Genomic DNA, 25,616 nt, shown 5'->3' on the forward strand with positions numbered 1-25,616 from the left:
GCCGTGCTACCGCCACCCGCCCGGTCTGGCGCCTTCCCGACATTCCCCCTAAGCTTCCGCGCGACACATGAACCCAGGTCCCGAATGCCAGTCCGCAACGATGCCGCCCTTGCCTTCCTGAAATCCCGCCGCTCTCGCCCGGCGAAGCTGTTTTCTCTGCCGGTTCCGACCCGCGACCAGCTGGAGGAAATCCTGGCCGCCGCCACCCGTGTCCCGGATCATGGCAAGCTGGAGCCCTGGCGGCTGATCGTGGTGCAAGGGGCCGCGTTCCAGCGCCTGGCCGACCTGGCCGAGACGCGCGCGCGGGAACTGGGTGGCGACGACGAGAAGATCGCCAAGGGCCGCGGGCAGTTTGACCTGGGCAAACTGGCCGTCGTGGTGATCGCCTCGCCCAAGCTTTCGCCCAAGATACCGGCGGCCGAGCAGGTCCTCTCGGCAGGCGCGCTTTGCCTTGGCATCGTCAATGCCGCCGAGGCCGCAGGCTGGGGCGCGTCGTGGCTGACCGGCTGGCCGGCGCATGACGCGACCTTCGCCGCCCGCGCCTTTGGCTGCACCGAAGGCGAAAGCGTCGCCGGCATCGTTCATATCGCCACCCCGCCCGAGGACGGACCCGACCGGCCCCGGCCTGACCTGTCTCGCATTGTCACCTGGGTCGAGGCGTGATCTTCGCGGCCTTCTTCAAGGCCCTTGGCCAGCTGGGCGACCGCCGCTTTCGCCGCGTTGTGATCCTGGGCGTGCTTCTTGCGCTGGCGCTTCTGTTCGCGGTCTATGCCCTGTTCCTGCAGCTGGTCTGGTGGCTGTCGCCCGACCAGATCGACCTGCCGGTGATCGGCCCGGTGACGGGCATGGACACGCTTCTGGGCTGGACCTCGGTCCTGTTCATGATCGGGCTGTCGGTGTTTCTGATGGTCCCTGTCGCCTCGGCCTTTACCGGGCTGTTCCTGGAAGACGTGGCCGATGCCGTCAAGGACCGGCACTATCCGCAGCTTCCCGCCGCCACGCCCTTAAGCTTTGGCGAAAGCCTGCGGCAGTCGGTCAATTTTCTGGGCCTGGTGCTGGCGGTGAACATCGGCGCGCTGTTCATCTACCCCTTCCTTGGCCCGTCGATCCCGCTGGCCTTCTGGGCGCTGAACGGCTTCCTGTTGGGGCGCGAGTATTTCACGCTGGTCGCCCTGCGCCGCCTGCCGCCGTCAGAGGTCAAGGCGATGCGCCGTCGCAACCGCTGGACGCTGTGGGCTGCGGGCACGCTGATGGCAGCGCCCCTGTCAGTGCCGATCCTGAACCTGGTGATCCCGGTCCTGGGTGTGGCGACCTTCACGCACCTGTATCATCAGCTCGCCACCGCCGGTCGGTAGCGCAACCCAAATTTCTTAAACAAGAAATTTGTCAAAATCCTTACTTAAGGATTTTGGCCCGGTCCCAGCGTCAGGGCGTCATCCGGCCGAACCAGTCCAGGTCTTCCATCGTGATCCAGCCCGACAGGATCACCCCCGCGATCACCGCCCAGATCGGCGTCGCGATCAGCGTCGTGACCCAGGCCTTGCGCTTCATCACCTCACCGGCCGGTGCCCCCGGAGGTGTCCCCGGCACGATGTCATTCGCCTCGTCCTGCGAGACGGTGCGGTAGGGCAGGACGCAGAACAGCGTCATGAACCAGGTGATCGAATAAAGGACCAGTGCCGCCGTGATCGTCATGCCTGCTCAAGCTCCACCAGACAGCCGTTGAAATCCTTGGGGTGCAGAAACAGCACCGGCTTGCCATGCGCGCCGATCTTCGGCTCGCCCGAGCCCAGCACCCGCGCGCCCGAGGCCTTGAGGTGGTCGCGCGCCGCCAGGATGTCGTCGACCTCGTAGCAGATGTGGTGGATGCCGCCCGAGGGGTTCTTCTCCAGAAAGCCGTTGATCGGAGATGTCTCGCCCAGTGGATGCAGAAGTTCGATCTTGGTGTTCGGCAGTTCGATGAAGACCACCGTCACCCCGTGGTCGGGTTCCGCCTGCGGCGCGCCGACCTTGGCCCCAAGGGTGTTGCGGTACTGCGCCGCTGCGGCTTCAAGGTCGGGCACGGCGATGGCGACGTGGTTCAGGCGTCCGATCATGGGGTCCTCCGGGCTGTTGGTGCCGCTTATGCGGTCCGGCCTTCGGTCATGCAAGTGGCTCAAGGGTCGCAGGCGTTAACCCGGACTTTACGGCGATCAGGGAAAACTCGGCGCACGAAGATGAGGTTGCCCATGCCGTTTCCGCCCGAACCGATGATGCCGCCGCCCCCGCTGCATGGCCAGGGCCGCCTGCCATTGCAGGGTCTGTCGCTGTTGATCGTCGACGACAGCCGCTTTACCTGCGACGCCCTGCGCCTGATCCTGCAGCGCGCGGGTGCCCGGCTTCGGCGCGCGGAAAGCCTTGAAATCGCACGGCTGCATCTGGCCTTCCGCCGTCCGGACCTGGCCATTATCGACCTTGGCCTGCCCGATGGCCGGGGTGAGGACCTGATCGCCGAGCTGGCAGCCGAGGGGCTTCCCGTCCTTGGCCTGTCGGGCGACCCGGACGGGCGCGAAGCGGCGCTGGATGCCGGCGCGACCGAGTTTCTGGAAAAACCGCTCGGCTCGGCCGCAGCGCTGGTCCGGCTGATTCGCCAGCTTGCCAGCGGTGCAGGCCCGGTCGAAAAGGGTGATGACACCCCTGCCCCCCTGGGCGATCCGCTGGCCTTGCGCGACGATCTGGTGCGCGCCGCCAGCCTGATCACCGCGCCGGGCGACACGGCCTATGCCAAGGGCTTCCTGCGCAGCCTGGCGCGGGCGGCGGGCGATGTCGCCTTGCAGGCCGCCGTGGAAGAGACACACACCGCCTTCGACCGCGCCAAACTGGCGCGCATGATCGAGAATCGGCTTGCCGCCCTCAGTTCGCTGGCGTGATCAGCGCTCCAGCGCCGGATCGCTTGCCGCCCGCACCAGCCGCGTCAGGTCGGACAGCCGTTCCTTCTGCTGGCCCTGCGCGTCGAAGTTCGCGGGCGCAAGCCAGGCCGCATAAGCCTCGGCCAGGGCAGGCCATTCGCTGTCGATCACGCTGAACCAGGCGGTGTCGCGGTTGCGCCCCTTGACGATCATGTGCTGCCGGAACACCCCCTCGAAGCTGAAACCCAACCGCTGCGCTGCCCGGCGCGAACCCAGGTTCAGGGCATTGCATTTCCATTCATAGCGCCGGTAGCCCGCCGTGAAGGCCCAGTCCATCATCAGGAACATGGCTTCGGTCCAGGCCCGACCGCGCTGCATGGCCGGAGAGATACAGATATGCCCGACCTCGATCGACCCGGCCTCGGGCGTGATCCGCAGATAGCTGGCGATCCCGCCGGCAAGGCCCGTCGTCCGGTCGCGCAGCACCAGAAAGCGCGGGTCGTCGCCGGCTTCCTTTTCCCGCGCCCAGCGGTGATAGGCCGAGCCCGAGGTGAACGGCCCGTAAGGCATATAGTCCCAAAGGCTGTCGTGTCCCTGGAAGGCCCCGTGCAGTTCGAACGCATGGGCTTCGGCCGAAAGCGGCTCCAACCGCACCATGCGCCCCTCCAGCGCGGTGAAATCCGGGCGCCGAGGGGGGGTCCAGCCTGCGACCAGCTCTCCCAGCCTTGCATCCGACATCACGCGTCCTCCCCTGCCCCTGGGTCAGGCTAGGCCCGCAGCCCAGCCGACGCAAGCCGCTGGCTAGAAGTGGAAATCCGCAGGATAGGAGTGGAAGCCGTCGAAATCAGCTTTGCCCAGCGGCACCCCTGCAGCGCGCAAGGCGGCGTAACCCATTGTCAGGTGGAAGAAAAAGTTCGGCAGGCCGTAGAGATGCAGGAACTCTGCCCCGGTCTGCTCCAGCACTGCGAAACCGGCCTGATGGCGGATGATGCGCGTCTCGGCCCCGTCGAAGTCGGCCGGGGTCATCGATCCCAGCAGCGCGCGGGCGACGGCCAGCCGGGGACCAAGTCCCTGCGGCAGGTCCGGCACCTCGCGCCCCGCAAGCGGGCAGGCGATCCGCAAGGCAAAGCCCGCCGCAGTGGCGAACTGCTGGCGGGCGGGGAAGCTGTCGGCAATGCGGGCGTCCAGGGCATCCGGCCCCGCGACCGCCACGATGTCGCTGACGCGCGACAGGTAGTGGCGGAAGACGGGGACCGAGGCCTGGTACATCAGCTGTCCTTCGGCACGACGCGCAGGTTCAACTCGCGCAGCTGCTGCAGGGTCGGATCGCTGGGAGCGTTCATCAGCAGGTCCTCGGCCCGCTGGTTCATCGGGAACATGATCACCTCGCGGATGTTCTGGGTATCGGCCAGAAGCATCACCAGCCGGTCGATCCCCGCAGCACAGCCCCCATGCGGAGGTGCCCCGTACTTGAATGCCTTGACCATGCCGCCGAACCGCTTGTCGACTTCGCTGTTCGGGTAGCCCGCGAGTTCAAACGCCTTGTACATGATCTCGGGCTTGTGGTTGCGGATGCCGCCAGAGATCACCTCATAGCCGTTGCACGCGAGGTCATACTGGTAGGCATAGACGTCCAGCGGGTCGCCATTCAGCGCCTCCAAGCCCCCCTGCGGCATCGAGAAGGGGTTGTGGCTGAAGTCGATCTTCCCCTCGTCGGTCTTCTCGTACATCGGGAAGTCGACGATCCAGGCAAAGCGGAAGCTGTCCTTGTCGGTCAGGCCGAGTTCTTCGCCGATCACGTTCCGCGCGCGGCCCGCGATGGGTTCAAAGGTCTCCGGCTTGCCGCCAAGGAAGAAGGCCGCGTCGCCCTTCTCCAGGCCCAGCTGGACCCGGATCGCCTCGGTCCGCTCGGGTCCGATGTTCTTGGCCAGGGGACCGGCGGCTTCCATGCCCGAGCCATCCTCGGCCTCGCGCCAGAAGATATAGCCCATCCCCGGCAGGCCCTGCTGTTGCGCAAAGGCGTTCATCCGGTCGCAGAACTTGCGTCCAACGGGTTCGCCCGACGGCCCCTTGGGTGCCGGAATGGCGCGGACTTCGTTGCCGTCCTGCTCCAGAAGCTTGGCGAAGATGGCAAAGCCGGAGCCGCGGAAATGTTCCGACACGTCCTGCATCCGGATCGGGTTGCGCAGGTCTGGCTTGTCGGAGCCGAACCATTTCAGCGAATCCCGGTAGGCAATGCGCGGCCAGTCGGCGTGGACGCGGCGCGCCTTGCCGAAGTGTTCGAACAACCCTTGCAGCACCGGCTGGACGGCCGCAAAGACGTCGTCCTGGGTGACGAAGGACATCTCGACATCCAGCTGATAGAAGTCGGTGGGCGAGCGATCGGCGCGCGGGTCTTCGTCGCGGAAGCAGGGCGCGATCTGGAAATAGCGGTCAAAGCCCGCCACCTGGATCAGCTGCTTGAACTGCTGCGGCGCCTGCGGGAGCGCGTAGAACTTGCCCGGATGCAGGCGGGACGGCACCAGGAAGTCGCGGGCACCTTCGGGTGACGACGCGGTGATGATCGGCGTCTGGAACTCGGTGAAGCCCTGGTCCCACATGGCGTTCCGCAACCAGCGCACCACGTTCGACCGCAGCATCATGTTCTGGTGCATCGTGTCGCGGCGCAGGTCGAGGAAGCGGTAGGTCAGCCGGGTTTCCTCGGGATATTCGGTGTCGCCGAAGACCGGAAGTGGCAGTTCCTCGGAGGCGCCCAGCACCTCGACCTCGGTCACATAAACCTCGATCTCGCCGGTGGGGATCTTGGCGTTGACCAAGGACGCATCCCGCGCCTTCACCCGGCCGTCCACCCGAATGACCCACTCGGCCCGCACCTTCTCCAACGCCGCAAAGGCGGGCGAGTCCCCGTCGCACAAAAGCTGCGTGATCCCGTAATGGTCGCGCAGGTCGATGAACAGCACCCCACCGTGGTCCCGCACCCGGTGAACCCAGCCCGACAGGCGGACGGTCTGGCCGACATGATCCTTGTTCAGCGCGGCACAGGTGTGGCTGCGATAGGCGTGCATCATCGTTCCCCTTTCCAGGGCCTCAATTTCCTCGCGCCGATACACCTTGCCCCCTGCCTGAAGTCAAGCCCACGCCCTTTCATACTGGCGCAAATATCCCCGTATGAAAACTGCAGGGATCAGACCACGAAGCGCGTTGCCGACCCAAAGCTTTGCACCGGAAAGATCCTCTGCCCGCAATACCTCCTTCGGGCAGCCCAGTTCTGCCCGCAAGACGCCCGGCAGCAGGCCCGACGCGAGGGGTGGTGTCCGCATCCCCTGCCCCCGGTCGAAAAACACCGTGGTGATCGAGCCGTCGCAGACTTCGTCGCGTTCGTTTAGGAAGATCACCTCGTCCAAACCTTCGGGCAGCGCGCCCCGCGCCCGGTCATAGGCCGCGCGTCGGGTGGATTTTATCCGCAGCCAGGGGTCGTCCGATCGCAACCTCTCCTTGGCCAGGCCCACGCGCCACTCGGCCTTGGCCGCAGGCAGAGGCGCGACCGTCCACTCCGCCCGGCCCTCCCCGTCCAGGGTCAGCCTCAGCCGCGCCGGGTGGTGCGGTCCGTCGGGCGCAACGTCTGGACAGGGCCAGCCCAACATTTCTGCCGACCGCTGCAGCCGGTCCAGATGCAGCGCCCAGCGTGGCGCGGCGCGGCCGTCCCACAGCACCGTCTCGATCAGCTTCAGTCCCGGCTCACGGCCGCCTTCACGAAGCGCGCTTTCCACAGCGCCTCCTCCCATTCGCCTGCCGCAGTCGAGCCATGCGTCAGCCCGCCGCCCACGTTCATAACGATCTCAGATCCGCTGATCGAAAGTGTCCGAATCGCGACCGAGAAATCGGCGTCCCCGGACGGCGACATCCATCCCACCGCACCACAATAGACGCCGCGCGCAAAGGGCTCGACCTCGCGGATGATCTCCATCGCCCGGATTTTCGGCGCGCCGGTGACCGAGCCGCAGGGAAACAGCGCGGCCATCAGCCCCGGTAGGGTCGGCGGCCCGTCCAGCACGCCTTCGACGGTCGAGGTCATCTGGTGCACCGTCGCATAGCTTTCGATGGCGTAAAGGGCGGGCACTTTCACCGTTCCCACCCGCGACAGTCGCGAGATGTCGTTGCGCAACAGGTCGACGATCATCAGGTTCTCGGCCAGGTCCTTCTCGTCGCTCAGCAGATCCGCGATGATCGCGGCATCCTCGGCAGGGTCCTTGCCGCGGGGCCGCGTGCCCTTCATCGGGCGCGTGACGATCTTGCCGCCCTGCACCTTGAAGAAAAGCTCGGGCGACCGCGACACGACCACCGGCCCCACCCCAAGGTCGACATAGGCCCCATGTCCCACCGCCCCTGTGCGGCGGAAGGCCCCGTATAGCCCCAGTGCCGTTCCCTGGGCCAGCCGCGCCACCATCGGAAACGTCAGGTTGACCTGGTAACAGTCCCCGGCAGCAATATAGTCGAAAATCTTCCGCGCGGCGGTCCCATAGGCGCGCCGCCCGACCAGCGGCTCGGGGGCGGTCATCCGCGTCCGCTCGCCCTCGGCCCCGGCCCGTGCCAGCACTTGCCCTGCAGCCAGGGGGCGATCAAAGACCCCCAGCGCCACGAGCGGGCCGGGCCGCTTGCGCGGCATCCGGCGGGCTAGCTTCGGCTCCAGCGCGTAGCCTGCCTCGTAGGCGACATAGCCGGCCAGCCAGGCCCCCTTTGCCCGAAGCGCCTCGGCCCGGGCCAGCGCGGGCGCGACATCGCCTGGGGTCTGGGCGGCAATGACCTCGCGCGGCGCGTCGAAAAGCGCCGGTGCCCCGTCTGGCCCATGTTCAAGAAGGATCACCCGCGCGCCCCCACTGTCCTGTCTGTCGAGATAGGCCGATCCTGCACCCCGCGCCAGTGGCTTTCCCGACAGGCCTGACGGGGTTTGCGACCCGCCGGTTTGCCCCTTGCGCCGGTCCGGCTTCTGTCTATAACCCGCACAATTTTGCGCAATAGGTGGGGGCTGACATGCCGAAGCGGACCGATATCAAGTCGATCATGATCATCGGCGCGGGCCCCATCGTCATCGGCCAGGCGTGTGAGTTCGACTACTCCGGCGCCCAGGCCTGCAAGGCCCTGCGGGAAGAAGGCTACCGGGTCATCCTGGTGAACTCGAACCCCGCGACGATCATGACCGACCCCGGTCTGGCGGACGCCACCTACATCGAGCCGATCACCCCCGAAGTCGTCGCCAAGATCATCGAAAAGGAACGCCCCGACGCGCTGTTGCCGACGATGGGCGGGCAGACCGGCCTGAACACCGCGCTGGCGCTGGCCGACATGGGCGTGTTGGAAAAGTACAAGGTCGAGCTGATCGGGGCCAAGCGCGAAGCCATCGAAATGGCAGAAGATCGCAAGTTGTTCCGCGAGGCGATGGACCGGATCGGCCTGGAAAACCCCAAGGCCACCATCATCGCGGCCCCGAAGAAGGCCGACGGCAAGTACGACATCGCCGCCGGAGTGGCCGAGGCGATTGCCGCCATTGAATACGTCGGCCTGCCTGCCATCATCCGTCCCGCCTTCACCCTTGGCGGCACCGGCGGCGGCGTCGCATACAACCGCGACGACTATGAGGCGATCGTGAAGTCCGGGCTTGAGGCCTCGCCGGTCGCGCAGGTGCTGGTCGACCAGTCACTGCTCGGCTGGAAAGAGTTCGAGATGGAGGTTGTCCGCGACCGCAAGGACAACGCCATCATCGTCTGCTCCATCGAAAACGTCGACCCGATGGGCGTCCATACCGGCGACTCGATCACCGTGGCCCCCGCGCTGACCCTGACCGACAAGGAATACCAGATCATGCGCAACGGCAGCATCGCCGTCTTGCGCGAGATCGGGGTGGAGACCGGCGGATCGAACGTTCAGTGGGCGATCAACCCCGCCGACGGCCGCATGGTCGTGATCGAGATGAACCCCCGCGTGTCGCGCTCCTCGGCGCTGGCGTCCAAGGCCACCGGCTTCCCCATCGCCAAGATCGCCGCGAAGCTGGCCGTCGGCTACACCTTGGATGAACTCGACAACGACATCACCAAGGTGACGCCCGCGTCGTTCGAGCCCTCCATCGACTATGTCGTCACCAAGATCCCCCGCTTCGCCTTCGAAAAATTCCCCGGTTCCGAGCCCAACCTCACCACCGCGATGAAATCCGTGGGCGAGGCGATGGCCATCGGTCGCACCATCCACGAATCCCTGCAAAAGGCGCTGGCGTCCCTGGAAACCGGCCTCACCGGCTTTGACGAAATCGCCATCCCGGGCGTTCAGGGAACACCCGTCCCGGGCCTGACCCGGGACCTCGACGCCCAAAGCCGAGCCTCCATCGTCAAAGCCCTCGGCCAAGCCACCCCCGACCGCCTCCGCGTCATCGCGCAAGCCATGCGCCACGGGTTGACCAACGACGAGATCAACCAGATCACCTCCTTCGATCCCTGGTTCCTTGCCCGCATCCGCGAGATCATCGACTTGGAGGCCACAATCCGCAAGGAAGGCCTGCCCACCAACCCCGAGGCGCTCCGCAAGCTCAAGATGATGGGCTTCACCGACGCCCGCCTCGCCAAACTCACCGGCCGGGACGAAGCGCAAGTCCGCCGCGCAAGGCAACGCCTCGGCGTGACCGCGGTCTTCAAGCGCATCGACACCTGCGCGGCGGAGTTCGAGGCCCAGACCCCCTACATGTACTCCACCTACGAACACCCCGCGATGGGTGACGTGGAATGCGAATCCCGGCCCTCCAAGGCCAAGAAAGTCGTCATCCTTGGCGGCGGCCCGAACCGCATCGGCCAGGGGATCGAGTTCGACTATTGCTGCGTCCACGCCTGCTATGCGCTCACCGCTGCGGGCTATGAGACCATCATGGTCAACTGCAACCCCGAGACCGTCAGCACCGACTACGACACCTCTGACCGCCTGTATTTCGAACCGCTGACCCTGGAACACGTCCTCGAAATCCTGCGGGTCGAGCAGGAAAACGGCACCCTTCACGGCGTCATCGTCCAGTTCGGCGGCCAGACGCCCCTTAAACTCGCCAACGCCCTGCACGCCGAAGGCATCCCGATCCTCGGCACCACGCCCGACGCCATCGACCTGGCCGAAGACCGTGAGCGGTTCCAGCAGCTTCTCCACAAGCTCGGCCTCAAGCAGCCGCACAACGGCACCGCCCGCAGCCGCGACGAAGCCTTCAAAGTCGCGCAGGATGTCGGCTATCCCCTGGTCATTCGCCCCTCCTTCGTCCTTGGCGGCCGCGCGATGGAGATCATCCGCGACGACGCCCAGCTGGAACGCTACATCACCACCGCCGTTCAGGTCTCCGGCGACTCGCCTGTCCTTCTCGACTCATATCTCTCCGGTGCCGTCGAGGTTGACGTCGATGCGTTAAGCGACGGTAAAGCCGTGCATGTCGCTGGAATCATGGAACATATCGAGGAGGCAGGCGTCCACTCCGGCGACTCGGCCTGCTGCCTGCCGCCGCACCAGTTGTCCGCCGAGACCGTCGAGGAACTCAAACGCCAGACCGTCATCATGGCCCTCGCCCTCAACGTTGTCGGCCTGATGAACGTGCAATTCGCGATCAAGGACGGCGTGATCTACGTCCTGGAAGTGAACCCCCGCGCCAGCCGCACCGTGCCCTTCGTCGCCAAGGCCACCGACAGCGCCATCGCCTCCATCGCCGCCCGCCTGATGGCCGGTGAGCCGCTGTCCAACTTCCCGATGCGCGCCCCCTACCCCGCCGGCGTCGGCCCCGACAGCCCGCTGCCCCTCGCCGACCCGCTGACCCTCGCCGACCCCAACACCCCGTGGTTCAGCGTCAAAGAGGCCGTCCTCCCCTTCGCCCGCTTCCCCGGCGTCGACCCGGTCTTGGGGCCGGAAATGCGATCGACCGGCGAGGTGATGGGCTGGGACCGCACCTTCGCCCTGGCCTTCCTCAAGGCCCAGATGGGCGCCGGGACGATCCTGCCGGAAAAGGGCCGCGTCTTCTTGTCGGTCAAGGACATGGACAAGACCCCGGCCCTCGCCGCCGCCGCCCGCGACCTTGTGGCGATGGGCTTCGTGATCGTCGCCACCAAGGGCACCGCGAAGTGGCTGGCCTCGAAGGACGTGCCCTCCGAGGCCGTCGCCAAGGTCTACGAAGGCCGCCCGAACATCGTCGACCGGCTGAAGAACAACGACATCGCCCTGGTGATGAACACGACCGAGGGCACGCAGGCCGTGTCCGACAGCCGTGACATCCGGCGCGTCGCGCTGATGGACAAGATCCCGTATTTCACCACCGCCGCGGCGTCAGTGGCTGCTGTGGCGGCGATGAAGGCGCGTGGCGAGGGGTATGGGGTGCGGACGTTGCAGGGTTGAGGTTGGCCGATACAACATATAGCTGAATTTGGTGGGTTATCCCCACATTTGCGATCCGGCTTTCAGCATATTGGTACTTTTCCCTTGATTTCACCCATATATTGGGGGATAAGTCTGGGGAAACCCCCATTGATAGGGGGTCAAATGCGTGGTCGCGCTTTTTGCGCTTGACCTGCATATATCTCGTAGCGCACATTTCGTCGTGACAGTCGGAGAATCGAAAGACGCCGCCCCGGGGTGCATCCCAAAGCGGCGTCCCACTCCGAAACCGCGAAACCTGAAGGTCGCTGCGGTACATCGCGAAGCACTTTGGTTTGAATCAAACCAAAGACGGTGAGTCAAGCGGCCTTCGCAAACAAAGGAGGTCGCCATGGGCGACAAACTGAAGCCGGGGTCGTCCGCCCCTCGTTCTGGACAATATGAGCAGGTTGGGCCGCGCGGTGGGCATACTGGTTCTGAGCGCACTGTGGTGCGTGGGGAACCGCTGCCGCCGACGCCTAGGCCGGGTATGGGTTACGTTCTCGTCGATCCGACGAAAAACGGGGCCGGAAAAGGCAAGTGAGCCGAAAGGGTGTCGCAGGAAACTGCGGCACCCATTTAGTTCCGGCCTTGCCTCCAAGGTCGCCTTACAGGCAACTATCCGCCGAACCCTTAGCCACAATCGCCTGCCAATCCGGTCCCAGCGTTTGACGCGCCGACAGCGCATCCTTCATCCGCGGATCACCCTTCTGGATGATCTGGATGACCATGTCCTGCGTGTTCGTCCCGTAGGTGTCGAAACCGCCGTAGGTAGTGAACATCCCGCCCGTGATCTCCGACCTCGACTGGTCACCGACCACGATGAAGCGGTCAGCGCCACGCTTGATGACTTCGATGGCGGCCTCACGGAAGGCGATCTCTCGCGTGCCCTTCGCGCCGCACATGTCCTCAGCTTGCGTTGAAATTTTGAAAGACGACTGCGTCAGCGGCTGCACACTCGTTTCGACGCATCCGACCAAAGCCACCAAGGAACATGCAACGACAAATTTCCGCACGGGCGAATCCTTCCTGTTCATAACATTCTGCCACTAATGCATAGCGGCGCAATTCTTAACAATCCCCTAACAGAAAATCCCAACCCACTGAAATTCCTCCAAAACTCCAATTTGTCCACCGTGGACACCCCTCCCCCCAAGGTCGCTTTCCACCCCCAACCCGTCCCCTCCGGCTTGGAAACCCCGGCCCGGCCCGCTACTCTCCGACCCCAAAGGAGACCCCCATGCCCCGCGAGACGACCCTCTCCCTGATCCGCCGGTACTACGACGCCTTCAATGCGGGCGACCCCGAGGGGATGCTCGCCTGCCTGACCGACGACATCGAGCACCGGGTGAACGAGGGCGGGCACCGGATCGGGAAGGTGATGTTCCGGGAGTTCTGCGGCCACATGGGGGTCAGCTACCGGGAGCAACTCAAGGACCTCACCATCTTCGCGACCGACGACGGCACCCGGGGGGCGGCGGAGTTCGTGGTCCACGGGGAGTATCTGCAGACCGACCCCGGCCTGCCGGAGGCGCGCGGCCAGACATACATCCTCCCCGCCGGGGGGTTCTTCGAGGTCCGGGATGGCCTCATCAGCCGCATCACCACCTTCTACAACCTCAACGATTGGGTCCGGCAGGTCCAAGGATGAACATCGACGAGATCGACGTCCGGGTCCTGCGCGGCCCCGACCTGGAGGCCGCCCTCGACGGCGTGGCCAAGCTACGGATCACGGTGTTTCGGGACTGGCCCTACCTCTATGACGGCTCGCTGGACTACGAACGCCAATATCTGGACACCTACCGCGACAACCCCGGCGCGCTGCTGGTGGGGGCGTTCCATGACGGCCAGCTGATCGGAGCCTCGACCTCGACCCCGATGGAGGACCACGCGCCGGAGTTTTCCGCGCCCTTCCGCGACCTTGGACTGAAACCGGAAAGCATCCTCTATGGCGCCGAGTCGGTCCTCCTCCGCCCCTACCGCGGCTTTGGCCTGGGTCACCGGTTCATCGACCTGCGCGAGGAACACGCCAGAAACCTGGGCCGCACCCATGTCGCCTTCTGCTCGGTCATCCGGCCCGACGACCACCCGGCCCGCCCCGCTGCGGCCCGGACAAACGACGCCTTCTGGCGCGGGCGGGGGTATGAGACGCTGCCGGGCGTGGTGGCGCGGTTCAGCTGGAAGGATCTGGGCGACAGTGCCGAAACGGAGAAGCCCCTGCAGTTCTGGATGCGGCGGCTTTAGGTCTACTTCACGTCCAGATGGATCGCCCGCCGATAGGCCCGCTGGCCGTAAAGCAGGGCCGACCCGCTGCCGGAAAGCTGCACTGCGCTGACGCGGCCGATGATCACGTGATGCGTCTCCCACAACAGCGCGGTGGCAAGGCGACATTCGAAGCTGGCCGTGGCCCCGGCCAACATTGGCTGACCGATGTCGCCAGCAGCCCAGGTCACCTGGTCGAAACGTTCCTCCCGGTCAGTGGCGCTGCGGCCGGCGAAGAGGTTCGCGATCTCTTGCTGGTCCTCGGCCAGAAGGTTGGCACAGAAGGCGCGGTTCTGCAGGATTGCGGTCGCGGCCGGGGATTGGCGGTTGATGCAGACCAGCAGCGACGGTTGCTCGCCATCGGCCGAGACCGAGGTCAGCGAGGACACGGTGACGCCCGCGCGTCCGCCCTCGCCGTCGGTGGTGGCGACGGCGACGAAGGTGGCCGCGCGGCTCATGCCTTCGACAAAGGCGGCGCGGAGGTCGGCGAACTGGGGCATCAGGTTTCCCGGGGCAATGGCTGCAAGCTGCGGACGGGCGCGTCCAGTGGTGGATCTAAGCCTGTATCATGCCGAGAAAATGGCGCTGAGGCCGGGCGAGCAGGTTTTTCTATCGCACCCCGCCCGCGCGGGCCGCGAAAGCCTGGGGTCCGCCCAGATCGTCCAGGATCGGACAGTCGGGCCGCTGGTCCCCGGCGCAGCAGTGGACCAGATGTTCCAGCGCCGCCTTCATTTCCTGCATCTCGCGGATGCGCGCCTCCAACGCCTGCACCTGGGCTTCGGCCAAATGCTTGACGTCCGCGCTGGCCCTTTCCCGGTCGCGCCACAACGCCAGAAGATCCGCGACCTTTTCCATCGGGAAGCCAAGGTCACGGGCGCGACGCACGAAGCGCAGGATCTGCACCTCTTTCGGGCCGTAGGTCCGGTAGCCTGATCCCGTCCGACCGGCAGGGGGGATCAGGCCGGTTTCCTCGTAATAGCGGATCATCTTGGCCGACACGCCCGAGGCCCGGGCAGCTTCACCGATGTTCATCATGTGCGAGCTCCATAGCGTTTCAGCCGCAGGGCGTTGGTCAGGACGAAGACCGAGGACATCGCCATCGCCCCGGCGGCCAGCACCGGGGACAAAAGGATGCCGAAGGTCGGGTAAAGCACCCCGGCCGCGACGGGGATCAGTGCCGCGTTGTAGGCGAAGGCCCAGAAGAGGTTCTGCTTGATGTTGCGCATCGTGGCGCGGCTGAGGCCGATGGCATCGGCCAGCGCGGGCAAACGGCCCGAGACCAGCACCACATCCGCCGCCTCGATGGCGATGTCGGTGCCGGTGCCCATCGCGATGCCCACGTCCGCCTCGGCCAGGGCAGGCGCGTCATTGATCCCGTCACCCGCGAAGGCCAATGCGCCATGCGCCTTCAGTTTGCGGATCACCTCGACCTTGCCTTCGGGCGTCACCTCGGCCACCACCTCGTCGATGCCAAGGTCGCGGGCGATGGCCTGCGCGGTCCGGGCGTTGTCGCCCGAGATCATCGCAAGCTTCAGCCCCATCGCCTTCATCGCGGCAATGGCGGCAGGGGTTGTCGGCTTCACCGTATCGGCCACTGCCAGCAGGGCCACCAACTTGCCGTCCCGCGCCGCGTAAAGCGGGCTTTCACCGCGGTCGGCCAGACGTTCGGCCTCGGGCAGGAAGGCGGCGATGTCGACCCCGCGATTGCCCATCTCGCGCGCCGAGCCAAGCGCGATCTCTGCCCCTGCGACGCGGGCAAAGACGCCGTGGCCGGGCTTGGCCAGGAACCCCTCGACCGCGGGCAGGGCCAGACCCTCGGCCGCAGCGACGATGGCGCGGGCGACGGGGTGTTCGGACTGTGCCTCGACCGCCGCCAGCACGGGGAGCAGGGCCTCTTTCGTCTCGCCCTCGGCGGGCTTGAAGCTGGTCAGCACGGGCTTGCCTTCGGTCAGAGTGCCGGTCTTGTCGAAGGCCACCACCTGCACGCCCTGCAGCGCCTGCAACGCCTCGCCCTTGCGGAAAAGGACGCCCAGTTCAGCCCCCCGGCCCGTTCCGACCAGGATCGAGACCGGAGTCGCAAGACCCATCGCGCAGGGGCAGGCGATGATCAGGACCGCCACGGCATTGACCAGGGCCATCGGCAAGGACGGCGCAGGTCCGAAGATCAGCCAGACAAGGAAGGTCACCACCGCGAGGGCCATCACGGCGGGGACGAACCACAGCGTCACCTTGTCGACCAGCGCCTGGATCGGCAGCTTGCCGCCCTGCGCAGCCTCGACCATGCGGATGATGCGCGACAGCATGGTGTCCGCGCCGACCGACACCGCCTCCATCACGAGGGCACCCGTCTGGTTCACCGTGCCGCCGATCACCCGGTCGCCCGCGTGCTTTTCGACGGGCAGGGGTTCGCCGGTGACCATCGATTCGTCGATCCAGCTGGCCCCCTCGGCCACGCGACCGTCGACGGGCACACGCTCGCCCGGCCGCAGTTCCAGAAGGTCCCCGGGCCGCACCTCGGCCACGGGCAGGTCCTGGACCTTGCCCCCACGCCGCACATGGGCGACGACGGGTTGCAGGCCGATGAGCCGCTCGATGGCTTTGGACGACCGGCCCTTGGCGCGGGCTTCCAGCAACCGGCCCAGCAGGATCAGGGTCACGATCACCGCGGCGGCCTCGAAATAGACGACGACCGATCCCGGCGGCAGCAGCGCGGGCTGGAAGGTCGCCAGCGTCGAATAGGCCCAGGCCGCACCCGAGCCGACTGCGACAAGGCTGGACATGTCGGGCGCGCCCTTCACAAGCGCGGGGATGCCCTTCAGGAAGAAGCGGCGACCTGGACCGGCCAGGACAATGGTCGTCAGCACGAACTGGATCAGCCAGCTGGTGGTCTGGCCAATGGTGCCCATGATGAAGTGGTGAAAGGCCGGGATCATGTGCGACCCCATTTCCAGCACGAAAACCGGCAGGGTCAGCACGGCGGCAAGGATCAGGTCGCGGGTCAGCCCCTCGGCCTCGCGCTCGCGGCGGTCGGTCACGGTTTCGGTCGTGGCACTGGCGACGCGGGCGGCGTAGCCTGCGGCCTTGACCGCCTGGATCAGCGCTGCGGGGTCTGCCGCACCCTCGACCCGGGCGCTTTCGGTGGCAAGGTTGACATTGGCCAGTGTCACCCCCGGCACGGCCTTCAACGCCCGTTCGACCCGCGCGACGCAGGAGGCGCAGGTCATGCCTTCGATCGTCAGGTCCTGAACAGTGGCCGGAACCTTGTAGCCGGCCTTCTCGATCGCGCCGATCAGCGCTGCGGGCGGGGCGATGCCGGTGATCTCGGCGGTTTCGGTTGCCAGGTTCACCGCGGCGGCGCTGACCCCCGGCACGGCTTTCAGCGCCCGCTCGACACGCCCCGCGCAAGAGGCGCAGGTCATGCCGGTGATGGGCAAAGCGAGGGTGGTTTCGATGCGTGGAGCGGTCATGGTCCGATCCTCCTTGATGGTCGGGACCTTCCCCATATGGACCTTCCCATGATGGGAAGGTCAACCCCCTGACAGGTATTTTCTGCCGATACGTCGAAAGACCGCCGCCCCAGCGCTGTCTTGTAGGGCCGCGACCCTTCCGGGGATCTGGGAACGCACCGCAGGCTTCTGCGTTAAGCGACGATCTGAGCGACAATCCGAACAAGGACTTCCCGCATGGACCCGTCTCATCCAACGACGTCCTGCTGCTGCCCCGACCCTGGAACAATGCGGCGGTTCAACGCCCTGGCCGCCGCGTGACCGGGTGGGAGGGCCTTTACTGCGGCCCCGCGCCTGCGCCGGATGAGATCTGGCTGCGCTGGAACCTTGATCCCTGGGCGATTGCCGTGATCGCGGGTCTGGCGCTGCTTGCAGGGAGAAACAGGCCAGGCCTTGCCGCCATCTTCGTGCTGGCAATCGCCTTCCTGTCACCACTTTGCGCGTTGTCCTCGGCGCTGTTCTCGGCGCGGGTCCTGCATCACGTCCTGCTGGTGGCCGTCGCGGCCCCGCTTCTGGCGCTGGCGAGGCCCTCGGGATCTGACACCGGGACCGGCCTTCCCTTCCTTGCCGCCACCGCTGCGCTGTGGCTGTGGCATCTGCCCGTCGCCTATGATGCCGCCCTGTCGGACATGGCGATCTACTGGGTGATGCAGGCCAGCCTTCTTGGATCGGCCTTTCTGTTCTGGCGCGCCGTCTTCCGGCTCCCGGCGGGCGAGGGGCTGGTCTGGGTCTTCCTGGGCTATCTTGGCATGGGGATGCTGGGCGCGATCCTTACCCTTGCGCCCGAAGGCCTTTATGCCACCCATGCCTCTGCTCCGCTGCTCTGGGGCATGACGCCGCTGGCCGATCAGCAGCTGGGCGGTCTGGTAATGTGGATGCCGGCCGGGCTGCCCTATGCGGCCTGGGGCGGGATGCTGGCCCGCCGTGCCTGGCGCGGAATGGGGGCCGCGTGATGGGCTGGGCCGAGGCGCTGACCCCGCATCTCAAGGCGCTGCACCTGGGCTTCCTGGCGCTGTGGGTTGCCGGGCTTTTTGCCCTGCCGCAGATGCTGGCCCGGCATGACCCCGGCCTGATGCAGTCCGAGTTCGCGCAGATCCGCCGCGCCACGCATTATTCCTATGTCTGGGCCGTCACCCCCGCCGCCGTCATCGCGATCGCGTCCGGCACGGCGCTGATCTATCTGCGCGATGTCTTCACCGTGTGGCTTTTCGGCAAGCTGGTCCTTGTGGCCGGGCTGGTCGCCGTCCATGCCTGGGTCGGCCATACGATCATCGCCGTGGCCGAGAGCGACGGCCGCCATGACCCTCCCGCAGCGCTGGCGCCGGCTATCGTCACCCTGGGGCTGGTGATCGGCGTCCTGGTGCTGGTCCTGATGAAACCCGAGCTTGAAGACCTGCCGGTCCCGGAATGGCTGAAGGCCCCGCTGGACCGTCAGTTGCCCTTCGACGTCCCCAACCGATAATCGAAGACCAGTTTCCCGCCATGCCAGCCCGTCGCACTAACCACCAGGACCGCGAAGCCGGACAGAAGCAGCCCCCAGGGCAGCACGGCCGATTCATACCCGGTCAGCCGCCAGCCCCAGTTCAACCCCAGAAGCGACAGCAGCATCACCGCGATGACGAAGTGCGTCCAGGCCGCCGCACGGATGCGGATACCCGGCACCATCAAAAGCTCCATCGTGCCGGTCAGCCCGGCCAGCAACCCGAAGAGGAAGGCCGTCCCGCAGGCCCAAAGCGCCGCCCAGGCCCAGCGTTCCTCGCCGGACCACCAGTAGAACAGGTCCGCCCCGAAGGCGCAGAAGGTCAGCGCGACGGGGAAGGCGACGGACATGGCGTGCAGGGGATGGCCCAGGATCGCCATCCGGGTTTCGGTCTTGTCAAAGTCCGGATGGCTGGCAATCGGATCGCTGACCGAGGCCGCCTCGTCGGGCGTCGGGCGGTACGGCTGCGGCTGGGTCCTGTCCGTCACGGTCGTTTCCGGCTTGGTCTTTTCCGTCATGGGGGTCTCCTTCGCGCCCTGGCCTGCGGGGCAACGCTTCAGGGGCTGGCCGGTTGCCAGACCCAGCTGTCGATCCTGCATCCGGCGGGTCCGGCGGCTGCGGCCATCGCGGACATCTGGTGGATCATGCTGGCGGGCGGCCTGGCAATCCTGGCGCTTGTTCTGGCGCTGCTGACCGCCGCGCTCTTGCGCCGCCCTGCCCTGCCGCCCGCCGCTTCCGACACAGGCGACCCTGAACGCGGAAGCGGGCTCTGGCTCTGGACGCTGGGCCTGGCCTTTCCGCTGGTGACGCTGGCCGCGCTGACCGTCTACGGGCTGCAGATCGGTGAGCGGCTTTTGCCGCGCGAGGACCCCGACCTTGTCACGGTGACCGCCGAGGCGCGGCAATGGGCCTGGACCTTCGGTTACCCCGATGCGCCGGACCTTGCCACCGACGGCGTGCTTCACATCCCGGCCGGACGCCCCGTGGACGTCCGGATCACCAGCCGCGATGTCGTTCATTCCTTCTGGGTGCCGCGCCTTGCGGGCAAGCTGGACGCCCTGCCCGGCCACGTGAACGTCCTGCGGATCGAGGCTCCCTCTCCCGGCATCTATGCCGGTCAGACCGCCGAGTTCAACGGCGCGGGCTACCGCGAGCATGTCTTCACCGTCCAGGCGCACGACCCGGCCGCCTGGGCTCGCTTCCTGCAGGAAGGGCCGCCATGACCCAGACGCCCCTCCGCCGCGGCACGGCCCTGCGGCTGCACCGTCAGCTTGAGCGGATCTGGTCGCCCGACCCCCGTTTCCGGGGATGGCTGACCACGAACAACAACAACGACGTCGGGCGGCTTTTCCTGGCCGTGGCGACGCTGTTCTTCGTGATCGGTGGCCTGCTTGCCATGCTGATCCGGGCGCAGCTTGCCACGCCCGGCTCGGCCTTCATGGGACCCGAGGCCTACAACCAGGTCTTCACGATGCACGGCACCGTGATGATGTTCCTGTTTGCCATCCCCTTCTTCGAGGCGCTGGCGGTCCTTCTGCTGCCCGGGATGCTGGGAACCCGCGACCTCGCCTATCCCCGGCTTGGGGTCTACGGGCTTTGGGTCTACATCTTCGGCGGTTCGGCGGTCATCATCGCCATGCTGATGGGCCTGGCGCCCGACGGCGGCTGGTTCATGTATCCGCCCTTGAGTTCGGCCGCCTTTTCGCCGGGGATCGGGGCGGATGTCTGGCTCTTGGGCATCACCTCGATCGAGGTCTCGGCCATCGCCACCGCGGTCGAGATCGTCGTCACCGTCCTGCGCTACCGCGCTGCCGGGATGAGCCTGTCGCGGATGCCGATCTTCGCCTGGTACATCCTGATCGTGGCGCTGATGATCCTGACGGCCTTCCCGCCGATGATCCTGGGCTCCTTGCTGCTGGAGGTCGAACGCGCCCTTGGCTGGCCGTTCTTCCAGGTCGAAAACGGCGGTGACCCCCTCTTGTGGCAGCATCTTTTCTGGCTTTTCGGCCACCCGGAGGTCTACATCATCTTCCTGCCCGCCGCCGGGATGATCGCCACCATCCTGCCGGTCATGGCCCGCACCACGCTTCTGGGTTACGGCTGGGTCGTGGCGGCGGCGGTGTCGCTGGCGGTCCTCAGCTTCGGGCTTTGGGTCCACCACATGTTCACCACCGGCATCCCGCACCTGGGGCTGGCGTTCTTTTCGGCCGCCTCGACGCTGGTCGCCGTTCCAACCTCGATCATGATCTTTTCCTGGATCGGCACGCTCTGGAAAGGCCGGGTGCGGATGGAGGTGCCGATGCTGTGGTTGATCGGCTTCTTCGCGACCTTCGTGATCGGCGGGCTGACCGGGGTGATGCTGGCCATCGTGCCCTTCAACTGGCAGGTTCACGACACCCACTTTGTCGTCGCCCATCTGCATTACGTGCTGATCGGCGGCTATGTCTTACCGATGATCGCGGCGATCTACTATTTCCAGCCGCTTCTGACCGGGCGCTTCCATTTCTTCCGTCTTGGGGCCGTGGCCTTCTGGCTGGTGGTCCCCGCCTTCCACATCACCTTCCTTGCCGTCCATGTCGCGGGCCTTCTGGGCCAACGCCGCCGCACCTGGACCTATGACGAGGGGCAGGGCTGGGACCTGCTGAACCTTGTCGCCTCGACCGCGTCTTTCGTCATGGCCATCGGCTTTGCGCTGGTGATCCTGGACATCGGGATCAACACCTTCGCCGGGCTGCGCGGCAAGCGGAACCCCTGGGGGGCCACCACGCTGGAATGGGCCGCGCCGATGCCCTCGCCCGCCTACGGCTTCGCCTCGATCCCCATCGTGCAGGGCCGCTATCCGCTGACGGCGGACCCCGACCTGCCCCAGCGGATCGCGAAGGGTGAAGGCTACCTGGGCGACGCATCCCGCAACCGGCGCGAGACGCTGATCGTCACCACCACGACGGGCGCGCCGTTGCAGGTGGCCGTCATGCCCGGGAACTCTGCCCTGCCGATCGTGCTGGCGGTCGTCACCAGCACCTCGTTCCTGGCGCCGCTGGTCCAGGCCTACTGGCTGTCGGGCCTGGCACTGGTGGGCGTGGTCATCGTGGCGCTGGTCTGGGTCTGGACCACCGCCCCGCGCCGGGCCGAGGGGCTGGTCGATGCCGGTCACGGGACGCACCTGCCGGTCGCTGCCGAGTGCGCCGACCCGCCCGGCTGGTGGGGCTCGCTGTTTCTGCTGGTGGCGGACGGCGTGCATTTCGGCTCGCTGATGTTCGGTTACGCCTTCCTCTGGACCGTCGCGCCGAACTGGCCACCGCCCGCCTACCTTGGCCCGACGCTGCTTCCGGTGCTTCTGGCCCTTGGCGGAGCCGCCGCGCTGGCCGCTGGTCCGCGTCTTGCCGCCCGGGCCATCGGAAAAGGCCTGCGGACGGCACCCGCGCTGGTCCTGGGCCTGGTCGGAGTGCTGGCGCTGGCCGCCGCTGCCGCCTCGGTCATGCTGGCGCGACCTGACCCCGCGAGCCATGCCTATGACGCGACGCTGTGGCTTCTGGCGGGGCATGTCGGCTTTCATGCCGCGCTGACGCTGATCATGCTGGCCTACCTTGCCCTGCGCCGGATCGCCGGGCACGGCCTGCGGGTCGGCGAGGCGCGCATCGTCTCGCTCTGGGCCGATTTCACCGCTGCGACGGGGCTGGTGGCCCTGGGGGCAGCCTGGCTGCCGGGGGCCTTCGGATGACGAATATCCTGCGTCTCGCACTGCCCTTCACGATCTGGCTGATCGGCTTCAGCGCCGTCTATGCGCTGCAAGGCCTGACCTGTTCGCGCCATTGGCCCGAGGGGGTAGAGCCGCGCCCGGCACTGATCGCCGGCGCGGCCCTTTTCGTGGGGGTCCAGGGACTGGTCCTTGCGGCACTGCTTGCCCGAAGGTCGTCATCGCGCTTCGTGCAGACCACCGCCACGATCCTGGGCACCGCGGCTTTGGCGGCGGCGCTTTGGACCGTCCTGCCGGTGCTGACCATCACGGTCTGCGGCTAATCTGCAGGGCTGGTCGGTCGGCGCCAGTCGGTCGGCGCTAGTCGGTCGGGGCGGGGTCGGCCTGGGCGGGTTCTGCAGGGGCAGCTTCTGTCGGGGACCCATCCTCGGCAGGGGGCGTGCTTTGCGGTGCTGCGCCTTCGCTGTTCGCCGTCCCGGCAGCAGCGTCCGTCGCCACGCGGTCCGTCTCGACCGGGGCATCGGTGATCCGCCCATCCGCTGCGGCCACACGCCAGACGGTGTTGCCCGCGTCATCGGCAATCAGCAGCGCGCCGGTCCCGTCGATCCCCAGACCGACGGGACGCCCGCGCACCTGTTCTTCCTCGGGCAACAGGAAGCCGGTCACCACGTCCTGCAACATCCCGTCAGGCTTGCCGTCGCGGAACGGGACATAGGACACCTTGTAGCCGTTGAACTCCTCCCGGTTCCAGCTGCCGCGCTGCCCGACGAAAGCGCCATTGGCGAACTCCTCCGGCATCGCCGAGCCTTGCGTGAAGACCAGGCCCAGGGCGGCCACGTGGCTTGACAGCGCATAGTCCGGCTGGATCGCCGCCTGAACCAGATCGGGCCGCTGCGGGCGGACCCTTTCGTCGACATGCTGGCCGTAATAGCTGTAGGGCCAGCCGTAGAACCCATCCTCGACGACCGAGGTCATGTAGTCCGGCACCAGGTTCGGCCCCAACTCGTCCCGCTCATTGATCACGGCCCACAAGACGCCCGTTTCGGGGTGGAAGATCAGCCCGTTGGGATTGCGCAGGCCCGAGGCGAACATCCGCGAGGCCCCGGTCGCCCGGTCGATCTGGAAGATCGCGGCACGGCCCCGTTCCAGTTCAATTCCGTTCTCGCCCGCGTTCGAGTTCGACCCCACCGAGGCGTAAAGCTTGGTCCCGTCGGGGCTAAGCGCCAGGTCTTTGGTCCAGTGGTGGTTCAACGGGCCGCCAGACAGCAGCGTCACCAGATCGGGCTCGGCCGTGATCGCTGTCTCGCCCAGCGCGTAGGGATAGCTGACCACCCCGTCGGCGAGGGCGATGTACAGCGTGTCGTCGATCCAGGCCAGGCCGAAGGGCGAATTCAGCCCGGTCAGCAAGTCGTGGCGAGCGTCGACTACCCCGTCGCGGTTCGGGTCCTGCAGCAGGGTGATCAGGTTGGTGTCCTTTTGCGGACCGCCGCCCCCGCCTGCGGCCATCGACATGATCCAGCCGCGGATATAGTCCTTGGGCCGGAACTTGGGCTTGCCCGCGGGCGCTTTCGACTGCACCACCAGCACATCGCCGTTGGGCAGCGTATGCACGGTGCGCGGGTTCACCAGATCGGTGGCATAGGCCGTGATCGTCAGACCCTCGGGCACCGTGGGAGTCTCGCCCTGGTCCCAGCCGACGACCTCGCCGACGTTCATGCCAGGTAGAAGGTCATGATACTGCGGTTCGGGCAGCACCGGGTCGGGGCCGATCTGGCTGGAGATGTCGAAATCCTGGGCTTTGTCCCTGGCTTGGTCCTGGGCCTGAACAGATGCGGACAGGACGGCAGCCAGCGCGATGCCGGTCATCAGGACCGCACGCGGGGAAAGGGGGGTGGATGGCATTCTGGCGTCTCCTCTCAGGCGCGCTGCAGGGGCTGGACCGCCGCGCGGCGCAGCGTCGCCGACACAAGCATCAGCAGGCAGGTCAGCAGGGAAAGCCCAAGGCCCCAGGGCACGATGGCGGTCCAGCCGTCTCCGGCGTGGACCAGGCTGTTGGCGAAGGCCAGGGCCAGGACCACGGCGTTCAAGACCACCACCAGCCACAGCGGACGTCTGCGATAGACCGCAAGGCCGATCAGCCACAGAAGGACGGCAAATCCCCCCGCGACAAGGCCCGCAAACAGCAGCCAGGCGGAGAAGTCCTTCCACATCAGGATCATCGTCTGCGTATAGGCCCAGTCCGTCAGCAAGGTCAGCGCAAAGAACGCCGCCGCGAAGGACCTAAGCGTCTCTTGTCCAGGCAACGACGCCCAGGACGAGGGAGCGGGATAAGCAAGGTTGCGCACTGCCATCTGAACCCCTTCGGTTTCGCGGAACACAGGTGGCAAACCCGGTACCGCCGGATTTGGTTCCTGGAAATCTGGCTGCGGGTGTCCCGCCGCAACTCGCACCGCAGGGCAGGCGGAAGCTGTCATGAAAGGTTCATTGGACGGCGGAAATCATTTCCAGTAATCGGGAAATATGGAACAGACCTTCGCTTCCCACGCCTTTGCGACCCTTGGTCATCCCGGCCGCCTGGCGGTATTTCGCCTTCTGGTGCGCTTTGCCCCGCAAGGCGTCAGGCCGACCGAGATCGCTGCGGCCTTGGGGCTGAAGCAGAACACCCTGTCGCACCACCTGGCAGACCTGACCGGCGCGGGTCTGGTCTCGGTGGCCCGCCAGGGCAGGTCCCTCCTTTATGCCGTCGATCTGGACGCGACCGAAGCGCTGATCGGCTACCTCGCCCTCGATGTCGGGCGGGGGCGACCCGACCTTTTGTCCCCTCTTCTAACCGCCCGGAAGGACGCCGCCATGCGCGATACCGATTTCGATGTGCTCTTCATCTGCTCGGGCAATTCGGCCCGGTCGATCTTTGCCGAGGCGCTTTTGCGCGATCTGGGTCAGGGCCGGTTTCAGGCCTTTTCCGCGGGGACCCGGCCGGGAAGCGAGTTGAACCCTTTCGCGCTGGATGTCCTGCGGCGCAACGGCCACGACGTGACGGGCCTGCGGTCCAAGCATGTGTCAGAGTTCCAGCAGCCCGGCGTCCCGATCATGGATTTCGTCTTCACCGTCTGCGACACCGCCGCGGCCGAGGAGTGCCCACCCTGGCCGGGCCAGCCGATCACCGGCCACTGGGGCCTGCCCGACCCGGTAAAGGCCACCGGCACGGATGCGGAAAAGGCGCTGGTCTTCGCCCGCACCTACGCCGCCCTGCGCCGCCGGATCATGGCCTTCGTCGAGTTGCCCTTCGAGTCGCTGACGCGGCTTTCGCTGCAATCCCATGTCGACGCAATCGCGACCGACCAAGACGCAAAGGCCTGACC

General features: G+C 66.5%; 26 protein-coding genes. 12 read left to right on the top strand and 14 right to left on the bottom strand.

Features of this window, described 5'->3' with window-relative positions; translation table 11 throughout:
- Nucleotides 1–84 precede the first annotated feature (84 nt).
- Nucleotides 85–663 carry a nitroreductase gene (locus tag U1E69_RS21740; protein WP_322246584.1) on the top strand — a complete coding sequence of 193 codons (579 nt, stop codon included), beginning with the start codon at nt 85–87 and terminating at the stop codon, nt 661–663.
- Nucleotides 663–1,355: an EI24 domain-containing protein gene (locus U1E69_RS21745; RefSeq protein WP_322246621.1), complete on the top strand. Its 693-nt coding sequence runs from the start codon at nt 663–665 to the stop codon at nt 1,353–1,355. Before U1E69_RS21740 ends, U1E69_RS21745 begins: the two co-directional genes overlap by 1 nt.
- Nucleotides 1,356–1,425: 70 nt before the next feature.
- Here the strand turns inward: U1E69_RS21745 and U1E69_RS21750 are convergent, their stop codons facing one another.
- Nucleotides 1,426–1,695: a DUF1467 family protein gene (locus U1E69_RS21750; protein WP_322246586.1), complete on the bottom strand. Its 270-nt coding sequence runs from the start codon at nt 1,693–1,695 to the stop codon at nt 1,426–1,428.
- On the bottom strand, nt 1,692–2,096 hold the full coding sequence (gene mce / locus U1E69_RS21755) for a methylmalonyl-CoA epimerase (protein WP_322246587.1): 405 nt from the start codon (nt 2,094–2,096) through the stop codon (nt 1,692–1,694). The genes U1E69_RS21750 and mce overlap by 4 nt, the downstream gene beginning before the upstream one ends.
- Before the next feature lie 132 nt (nt 2,097–2,228).
- Here mce and U1E69_RS21760 point away from each other — a divergent pair, with 132 nt between their 5' ends.
- Nucleotides 2,229–2,909 (top strand): response regulator, encoded by a 681-nt coding sequence (locus tag U1E69_RS21760; RefSeq protein ID WP_322246589.1) that lies wholly within the window; start codon nt 2,229–2,231, stop codon nt 2,907–2,909.
- On the opposite strand, the gene U1E69_RS21765 is transcribed toward U1E69_RS21760, so the two are convergent.
- The 5 genes from U1E69_RS21765 to U1E69_RS21785 all read right to left on the bottom strand — a co-directional run bounded on the left by U1E69_RS21765 (nt 2,910) and on the right by U1E69_RS21785 (nt 7,752).
- Entirely contained in the window at nt 2,910–3,626 is a 717-nt protein-coding gene (locus U1E69_RS21765) for a GNAT family protein (protein WP_322246591.1), read from the bottom strand.
- Nucleotides 3,627–3,689: 63 nt separating this feature from the next.
- Complete coding sequence (locus U1E69_RS21770; RefSeq protein WP_322246592.1) at nt 3,690–4,157, bottom strand: DUF1993 domain-containing protein; 468 nt, start codon at nt 4,155–4,157, stop codon at nt 3,690–3,692.
- Entirely contained in the window at nt 4,157–5,953 is a 1,797-nt protein-coding gene (gene aspS / locus U1E69_RS21775; RefSeq protein ID WP_322246593.1) for an aspartate--tRNA ligase, read from the bottom strand. The genes U1E69_RS21770 and aspS overlap by 1 nt, the downstream gene beginning before the upstream one ends.
- 63 nt (nt 5,954–6,016) lie before the next feature.
- Nucleotides 6,017–6,658 carry an aminotransferase class IV family protein gene (locus U1E69_RS21780; protein WP_416200317.1) on the bottom strand — a complete coding sequence of 214 codons (642 nt, stop codon included), beginning with the start codon at nt 6,656–6,658 and terminating at the stop codon, nt 6,017–6,019.
- Entirely contained in the window at nt 6,616–7,752 is a 1,137-nt protein-coding gene (locus U1E69_RS21785) for an aminodeoxychorismate synthase component I (RefSeq protein WP_322246595.1), read from the bottom strand. The genes U1E69_RS21780 and U1E69_RS21785 overlap by 43 nt, the downstream gene beginning before the upstream one ends.
- Before the next feature lie 167 nt (nt 7,753–7,919).
- On the opposite strand from U1E69_RS21785, the gene carB reads away from it, so the two are divergent.
- Nucleotides 7,920–11,291, top strand: coding sequence for a carbamoyl-phosphate synthase large subunit (carB, locus tag U1E69_RS21790; protein WP_322246596.1), 3,372 nt, complete (start codon nt 7,920–7,922; stop codon nt 11,289–11,291).
- A 626-nt stretch (nt 11,292–11,917) separates the two neighbouring features.
- Here carB and U1E69_RS21795 read toward each other — a convergent pair.
- The gene (locus U1E69_RS21795; RefSeq protein WP_322246597.1) at nt 11,918–12,214 is read right to left on the bottom strand and encodes a hypothetical protein; all 297 of its coding nucleotides are present in this window, start codon (nt 12,212–12,214) and stop codon (nt 11,918–11,920) included.
- Nucleotides 12,215–12,549: 335 nt separating this feature from the next.
- On the opposite strand from U1E69_RS21795, the gene U1E69_RS21800 reads away from it, so the two are divergent.
- Both U1E69_RS21800 and U1E69_RS21805 read left to right on the top strand, forming a co-directional pair.
- On the top strand, nt 12,550–12,960 hold the full coding sequence (locus U1E69_RS21800) for a ketosteroid isomerase-related protein (RefSeq protein ID WP_322246598.1): 411 nt from the start codon (nt 12,550–12,552) through the stop codon (nt 12,958–12,960).
- Nucleotides 12,957–13,553 carry a GNAT family N-acetyltransferase gene (locus tag U1E69_RS21805; RefSeq protein WP_322246599.1) on the top strand — a complete coding sequence of 199 codons (597 nt, stop codon included), beginning with the start codon at nt 12,957–12,959 and terminating at the stop codon, nt 13,551–13,553. The genes U1E69_RS21800 and U1E69_RS21805 overlap by 4 nt, the downstream gene beginning before the upstream one ends.
- Before the next feature lie 2 nt (nt 13,554–13,555).
- On the opposite strand, the gene U1E69_RS21810 is transcribed toward U1E69_RS21805, so the two are convergent.
- The 3 genes from U1E69_RS21810 to U1E69_RS21820 form a co-directional block, all read right to left on the bottom strand.
- Nucleotides 13,556–14,071 (bottom strand): flavin reductase family protein, encoded by a 516-nt coding sequence (locus U1E69_RS21810; RefSeq protein ID WP_322246600.1) that lies wholly within the window; start codon nt 14,069–14,071, stop codon nt 13,556–13,558.
- Between the two features lie 109 nt (nt 14,072–14,180).
- Entirely contained in the window at nt 14,181–14,603 is a 423-nt protein-coding gene (gene cueR, locus U1E69_RS21815; RefSeq protein WP_322246622.1) for a Cu(I)-responsive transcriptional regulator, read from the bottom strand.
- Nucleotides 14,603–17,038 carry a heavy metal translocating P-type ATPase gene (locus U1E69_RS21820; protein WP_322246601.1) on the bottom strand — a complete coding sequence of 812 codons (2,436 nt, stop codon included), beginning with the start codon at nt 17,036–17,038 and terminating at the stop codon, nt 14,603–14,605. The genes cueR and U1E69_RS21820 overlap by 1 nt, the downstream gene beginning before the upstream one ends.
- A 296-nt stretch (nt 17,039–17,334) precedes the next feature.
- Between U1E69_RS21820 and U1E69_RS21825 the strand changes: the two genes are divergently transcribed.
- Together U1E69_RS21825 and U1E69_RS21830 are read left to right on the top strand one after the other, a co-directional pair.
- Entirely contained in the window at nt 17,335–18,030 is a 696-nt protein-coding gene (locus U1E69_RS21825; RefSeq protein ID WP_322246602.1) for a cytochrome c oxidase assembly protein, read from the top strand.
- On the top strand, nt 18,030–18,539 hold the full coding sequence (locus U1E69_RS21830; protein ID WP_322246603.1) for a CopD family protein: 510 nt from the start codon (nt 18,030–18,032) through the stop codon (nt 18,537–18,539). The genes U1E69_RS21825 and U1E69_RS21830 overlap by 1 nt, the downstream gene beginning before the upstream one ends.
- Here the strand turns inward: U1E69_RS21830 and U1E69_RS21835 are convergent.
- Nucleotides 18,509–19,075 (bottom strand): DUF2231 domain-containing protein, encoded by a 567-nt coding sequence (locus U1E69_RS21835; RefSeq protein ID WP_322246604.1) that lies wholly within the window; start codon nt 19,073–19,075, stop codon nt 18,509–18,511. The two genes, U1E69_RS21830 and U1E69_RS21835, sit on opposite strands and share 31 nt — an antisense overlap.
- Before the next feature lie 126 nt (nt 19,076–19,201).
- Here U1E69_RS21835 and U1E69_RS21840 point away from each other — a divergent pair, with 126 nt between their 5' ends.
- From U1E69_RS21840 to U1E69_RS21850, 3 genes are read left to right on the top strand one after another with little or no spacing between them, the layout of a single operon-like run.
- The gene (locus U1E69_RS21840) at nt 19,202–19,780 is read left to right on the top strand and encodes a cytochrome B (RefSeq protein ID WP_322246605.1); all 579 of its coding nucleotides are present in this window, start codon (nt 19,202–19,204) and stop codon (nt 19,778–19,780) included.
- On the top strand, nt 19,777–22,278 hold the full coding sequence (locus tag U1E69_RS21845) for a cbb3-type cytochrome c oxidase subunit I (RefSeq protein ID WP_322246606.1): 2,502 nt from the start codon (nt 19,777–19,779) through the stop codon (nt 22,276–22,278). Before U1E69_RS21840 ends, U1E69_RS21845 begins: the two co-directional genes overlap by 4 nt.
- The gene (locus U1E69_RS21850; RefSeq protein ID WP_322246607.1) at nt 22,275–22,577 is read left to right on the top strand and encodes a hypothetical protein; all 303 of its coding nucleotides are present in this window, start codon (nt 22,275–22,277) and stop codon (nt 22,575–22,577) included. Before U1E69_RS21845 ends, U1E69_RS21850 begins: the two co-directional genes overlap by 4 nt.
- Before the next feature lie 37 nt (nt 22,578–22,614).
- Here U1E69_RS21850 and U1E69_RS21855 read toward each other — a convergent pair whose 3' ends face one another.
- Both U1E69_RS21855 and U1E69_RS21860 read right to left on the bottom strand, forming a co-directional pair.
- Nucleotides 22,615–24,156 (bottom strand): sorbosone dehydrogenase family protein, encoded by a 1,542-nt coding sequence (locus U1E69_RS21855; RefSeq protein WP_322246608.1) that lies wholly within the window; start codon nt 24,154–24,156, stop codon nt 22,615–22,617.
- Between the two features lie 14 nt (nt 24,157–24,170).
- Nucleotides 24,171–24,605, bottom strand: coding sequence for a DUF2231 domain-containing protein (locus U1E69_RS21860; RefSeq protein WP_322246609.1), 435 nt, complete (start codon nt 24,603–24,605; stop codon nt 24,171–24,173).
- 169 nt (nt 24,606–24,774) lie between these two features.
- On the opposite strand from U1E69_RS21860, the gene U1E69_RS21865 reads away from it, so the two are divergent.
- Complete coding sequence (locus tag U1E69_RS21865; RefSeq protein ID WP_322246610.1) at nt 24,775–25,614, top strand: metalloregulator ArsR/SmtB family transcription factor; 840 nt, start codon at nt 24,775–24,777, stop codon at nt 25,612–25,614.
- The last annotated feature ends 2 nt before the right edge of the window (nt 25,615–25,616 follow it).

The organism is Tabrizicola sp. (assembly GCF_034366665.1).
Lineage (GTDB): Bacteria > Pseudomonadota > Alphaproteobacteria > Rhodobacterales > Rhodobacteraceae > Tabrizicola.

What these genes read in the sequence shown, in the direction of transcription:
- U1E69_RS21740 (WP_322246584.1), top strand. Translation starts at nt 85, where the DNA reads ATGCCAGTCCGCAACGATGCCGCCCTTGCCTTCCTGAAATCCCGCCGC.
- U1E69_RS21750 (WP_322246586.1), bottom strand. Translation starts at nt 1,695, where the DNA reads ATGACGATCACGGCGGCACTGGTCCTTTATTCGATCACCTGGTTCATG.
- mce (WP_322246587.1), bottom strand. Translation starts at nt 2,096, where the DNA reads ATGATCGGACGCCTGAACCACGTCGCCATCGCCGTGCCCGACCTTGAA.
- U1E69_RS21760 (WP_322246589.1), top strand. Translation starts at nt 2,229, where the DNA reads ATGCCGTTTCCGCCCGAACCGATGATGCCGCCGCCCCCGCTGCATGGC.
- U1E69_RS21765 (WP_322246591.1), bottom strand. Translation starts at nt 3,626, where the DNA reads ATGTCGGATGCAAGGCTGGGAGAGCTGGTCGCAGGCTGGACCCCCCCT.
- U1E69_RS21770 (WP_322246592.1), bottom strand. Translation starts at nt 4,157, where the DNA reads ATGTACCAGGCCTCGGTCCCCGTCTTCCGCCACTACCTGTCGCGCGTC.
- aspS (WP_322246593.1), bottom strand. Translation starts at nt 5,953, where the DNA reads ATGCACGCCTATCGCAGCCACACCTGTGCCGCGCTGAACAAGGATCAT.
- carB (WP_322246596.1), top strand. Translation starts at nt 7,920, where the DNA reads ATGCCGAAGCGGACCGATATCAAGTCGATCATGATCATCGGCGCGGGC.
- U1E69_RS21795 (WP_322246597.1), bottom strand. Translation starts at nt 12,214, where the DNA reads ATGTGCGGCGCGAAGGGCACGCGAGAGATCGCCTTCCGTGAGGCCGCC.
- U1E69_RS21800 (WP_322246598.1), top strand. Translation starts at nt 12,550, where the DNA reads ATGCCCCGCGAGACGACCCTCTCCCTGATCCGCCGGTACTACGACGCC.
- U1E69_RS21805 (WP_322246599.1), top strand. Translation starts at nt 12,957, where the DNA reads ATGAACATCGACGAGATCGACGTCCGGGTCCTGCGCGGCCCCGACCTG.
- U1E69_RS21810 (WP_322246600.1), bottom strand. Translation starts at nt 14,071, where the DNA reads ATGCCCCAGTTCGCCGACCTCCGCGCCGCCTTTGTCGAAGGCATGAGC.
- cueR (WP_322246622.1), bottom strand. Translation starts at nt 14,603, where the DNA reads ATGAACATCGGTGAAGCTGCCCGGGCCTCGGGCGTGTCGGCCAAGATG.
- U1E69_RS21820 (WP_322246601.1), bottom strand. Translation starts at nt 17,038, where the DNA reads ATGACCGCTCCACGCATCGAAACCACCCTCGCTTTGCCCATCACCGGC.
- U1E69_RS21830 (WP_322246603.1), top strand. Translation starts at nt 18,030, where the DNA reads ATGGGCTGGGCCGAGGCGCTGACCCCGCATCTCAAGGCGCTGCACCTG.
- U1E69_RS21835 (WP_322246604.1), bottom strand. Translation starts at nt 19,075, where the DNA reads ATGACGGAAAAGACCAAGCCGGAAACGACCGTGACGGACAGGACCCAG.
- U1E69_RS21840 (WP_322246605.1), top strand. Translation starts at nt 19,202, where the DNA reads ATGCTGGCGGGCGGCCTGGCAATCCTGGCGCTTGTTCTGGCGCTGCTG.
- U1E69_RS21845 (WP_322246606.1), top strand. Translation starts at nt 19,777, where the DNA reads ATGACCCAGACGCCCCTCCGCCGCGGCACGGCCCTGCGGCTGCACCGT.
- U1E69_RS21850 (WP_322246607.1), top strand. Translation starts at nt 22,275, where the DNA reads ATGACGAATATCCTGCGTCTCGCACTGCCCTTCACGATCTGGCTGATC.
- U1E69_RS21855 (WP_322246608.1), bottom strand. Translation starts at nt 24,156, where the DNA reads ATGCCATCCACCCCCCTTTCCCCGCGTGCGGTCCTGATGACCGGCATC.
- U1E69_RS21860 (WP_322246609.1), bottom strand. Translation starts at nt 24,605, where the DNA reads ATGGCAGTGCGCAACCTTGCTTATCCCGCTCCCTCGTCCTGGGCGTCG.
- U1E69_RS21865 (WP_322246610.1), top strand. Translation starts at nt 24,775, where the DNA reads ATGGAACAGACCTTCGCTTCCCACGCCTTTGCGACCCTTGGTCATCCC.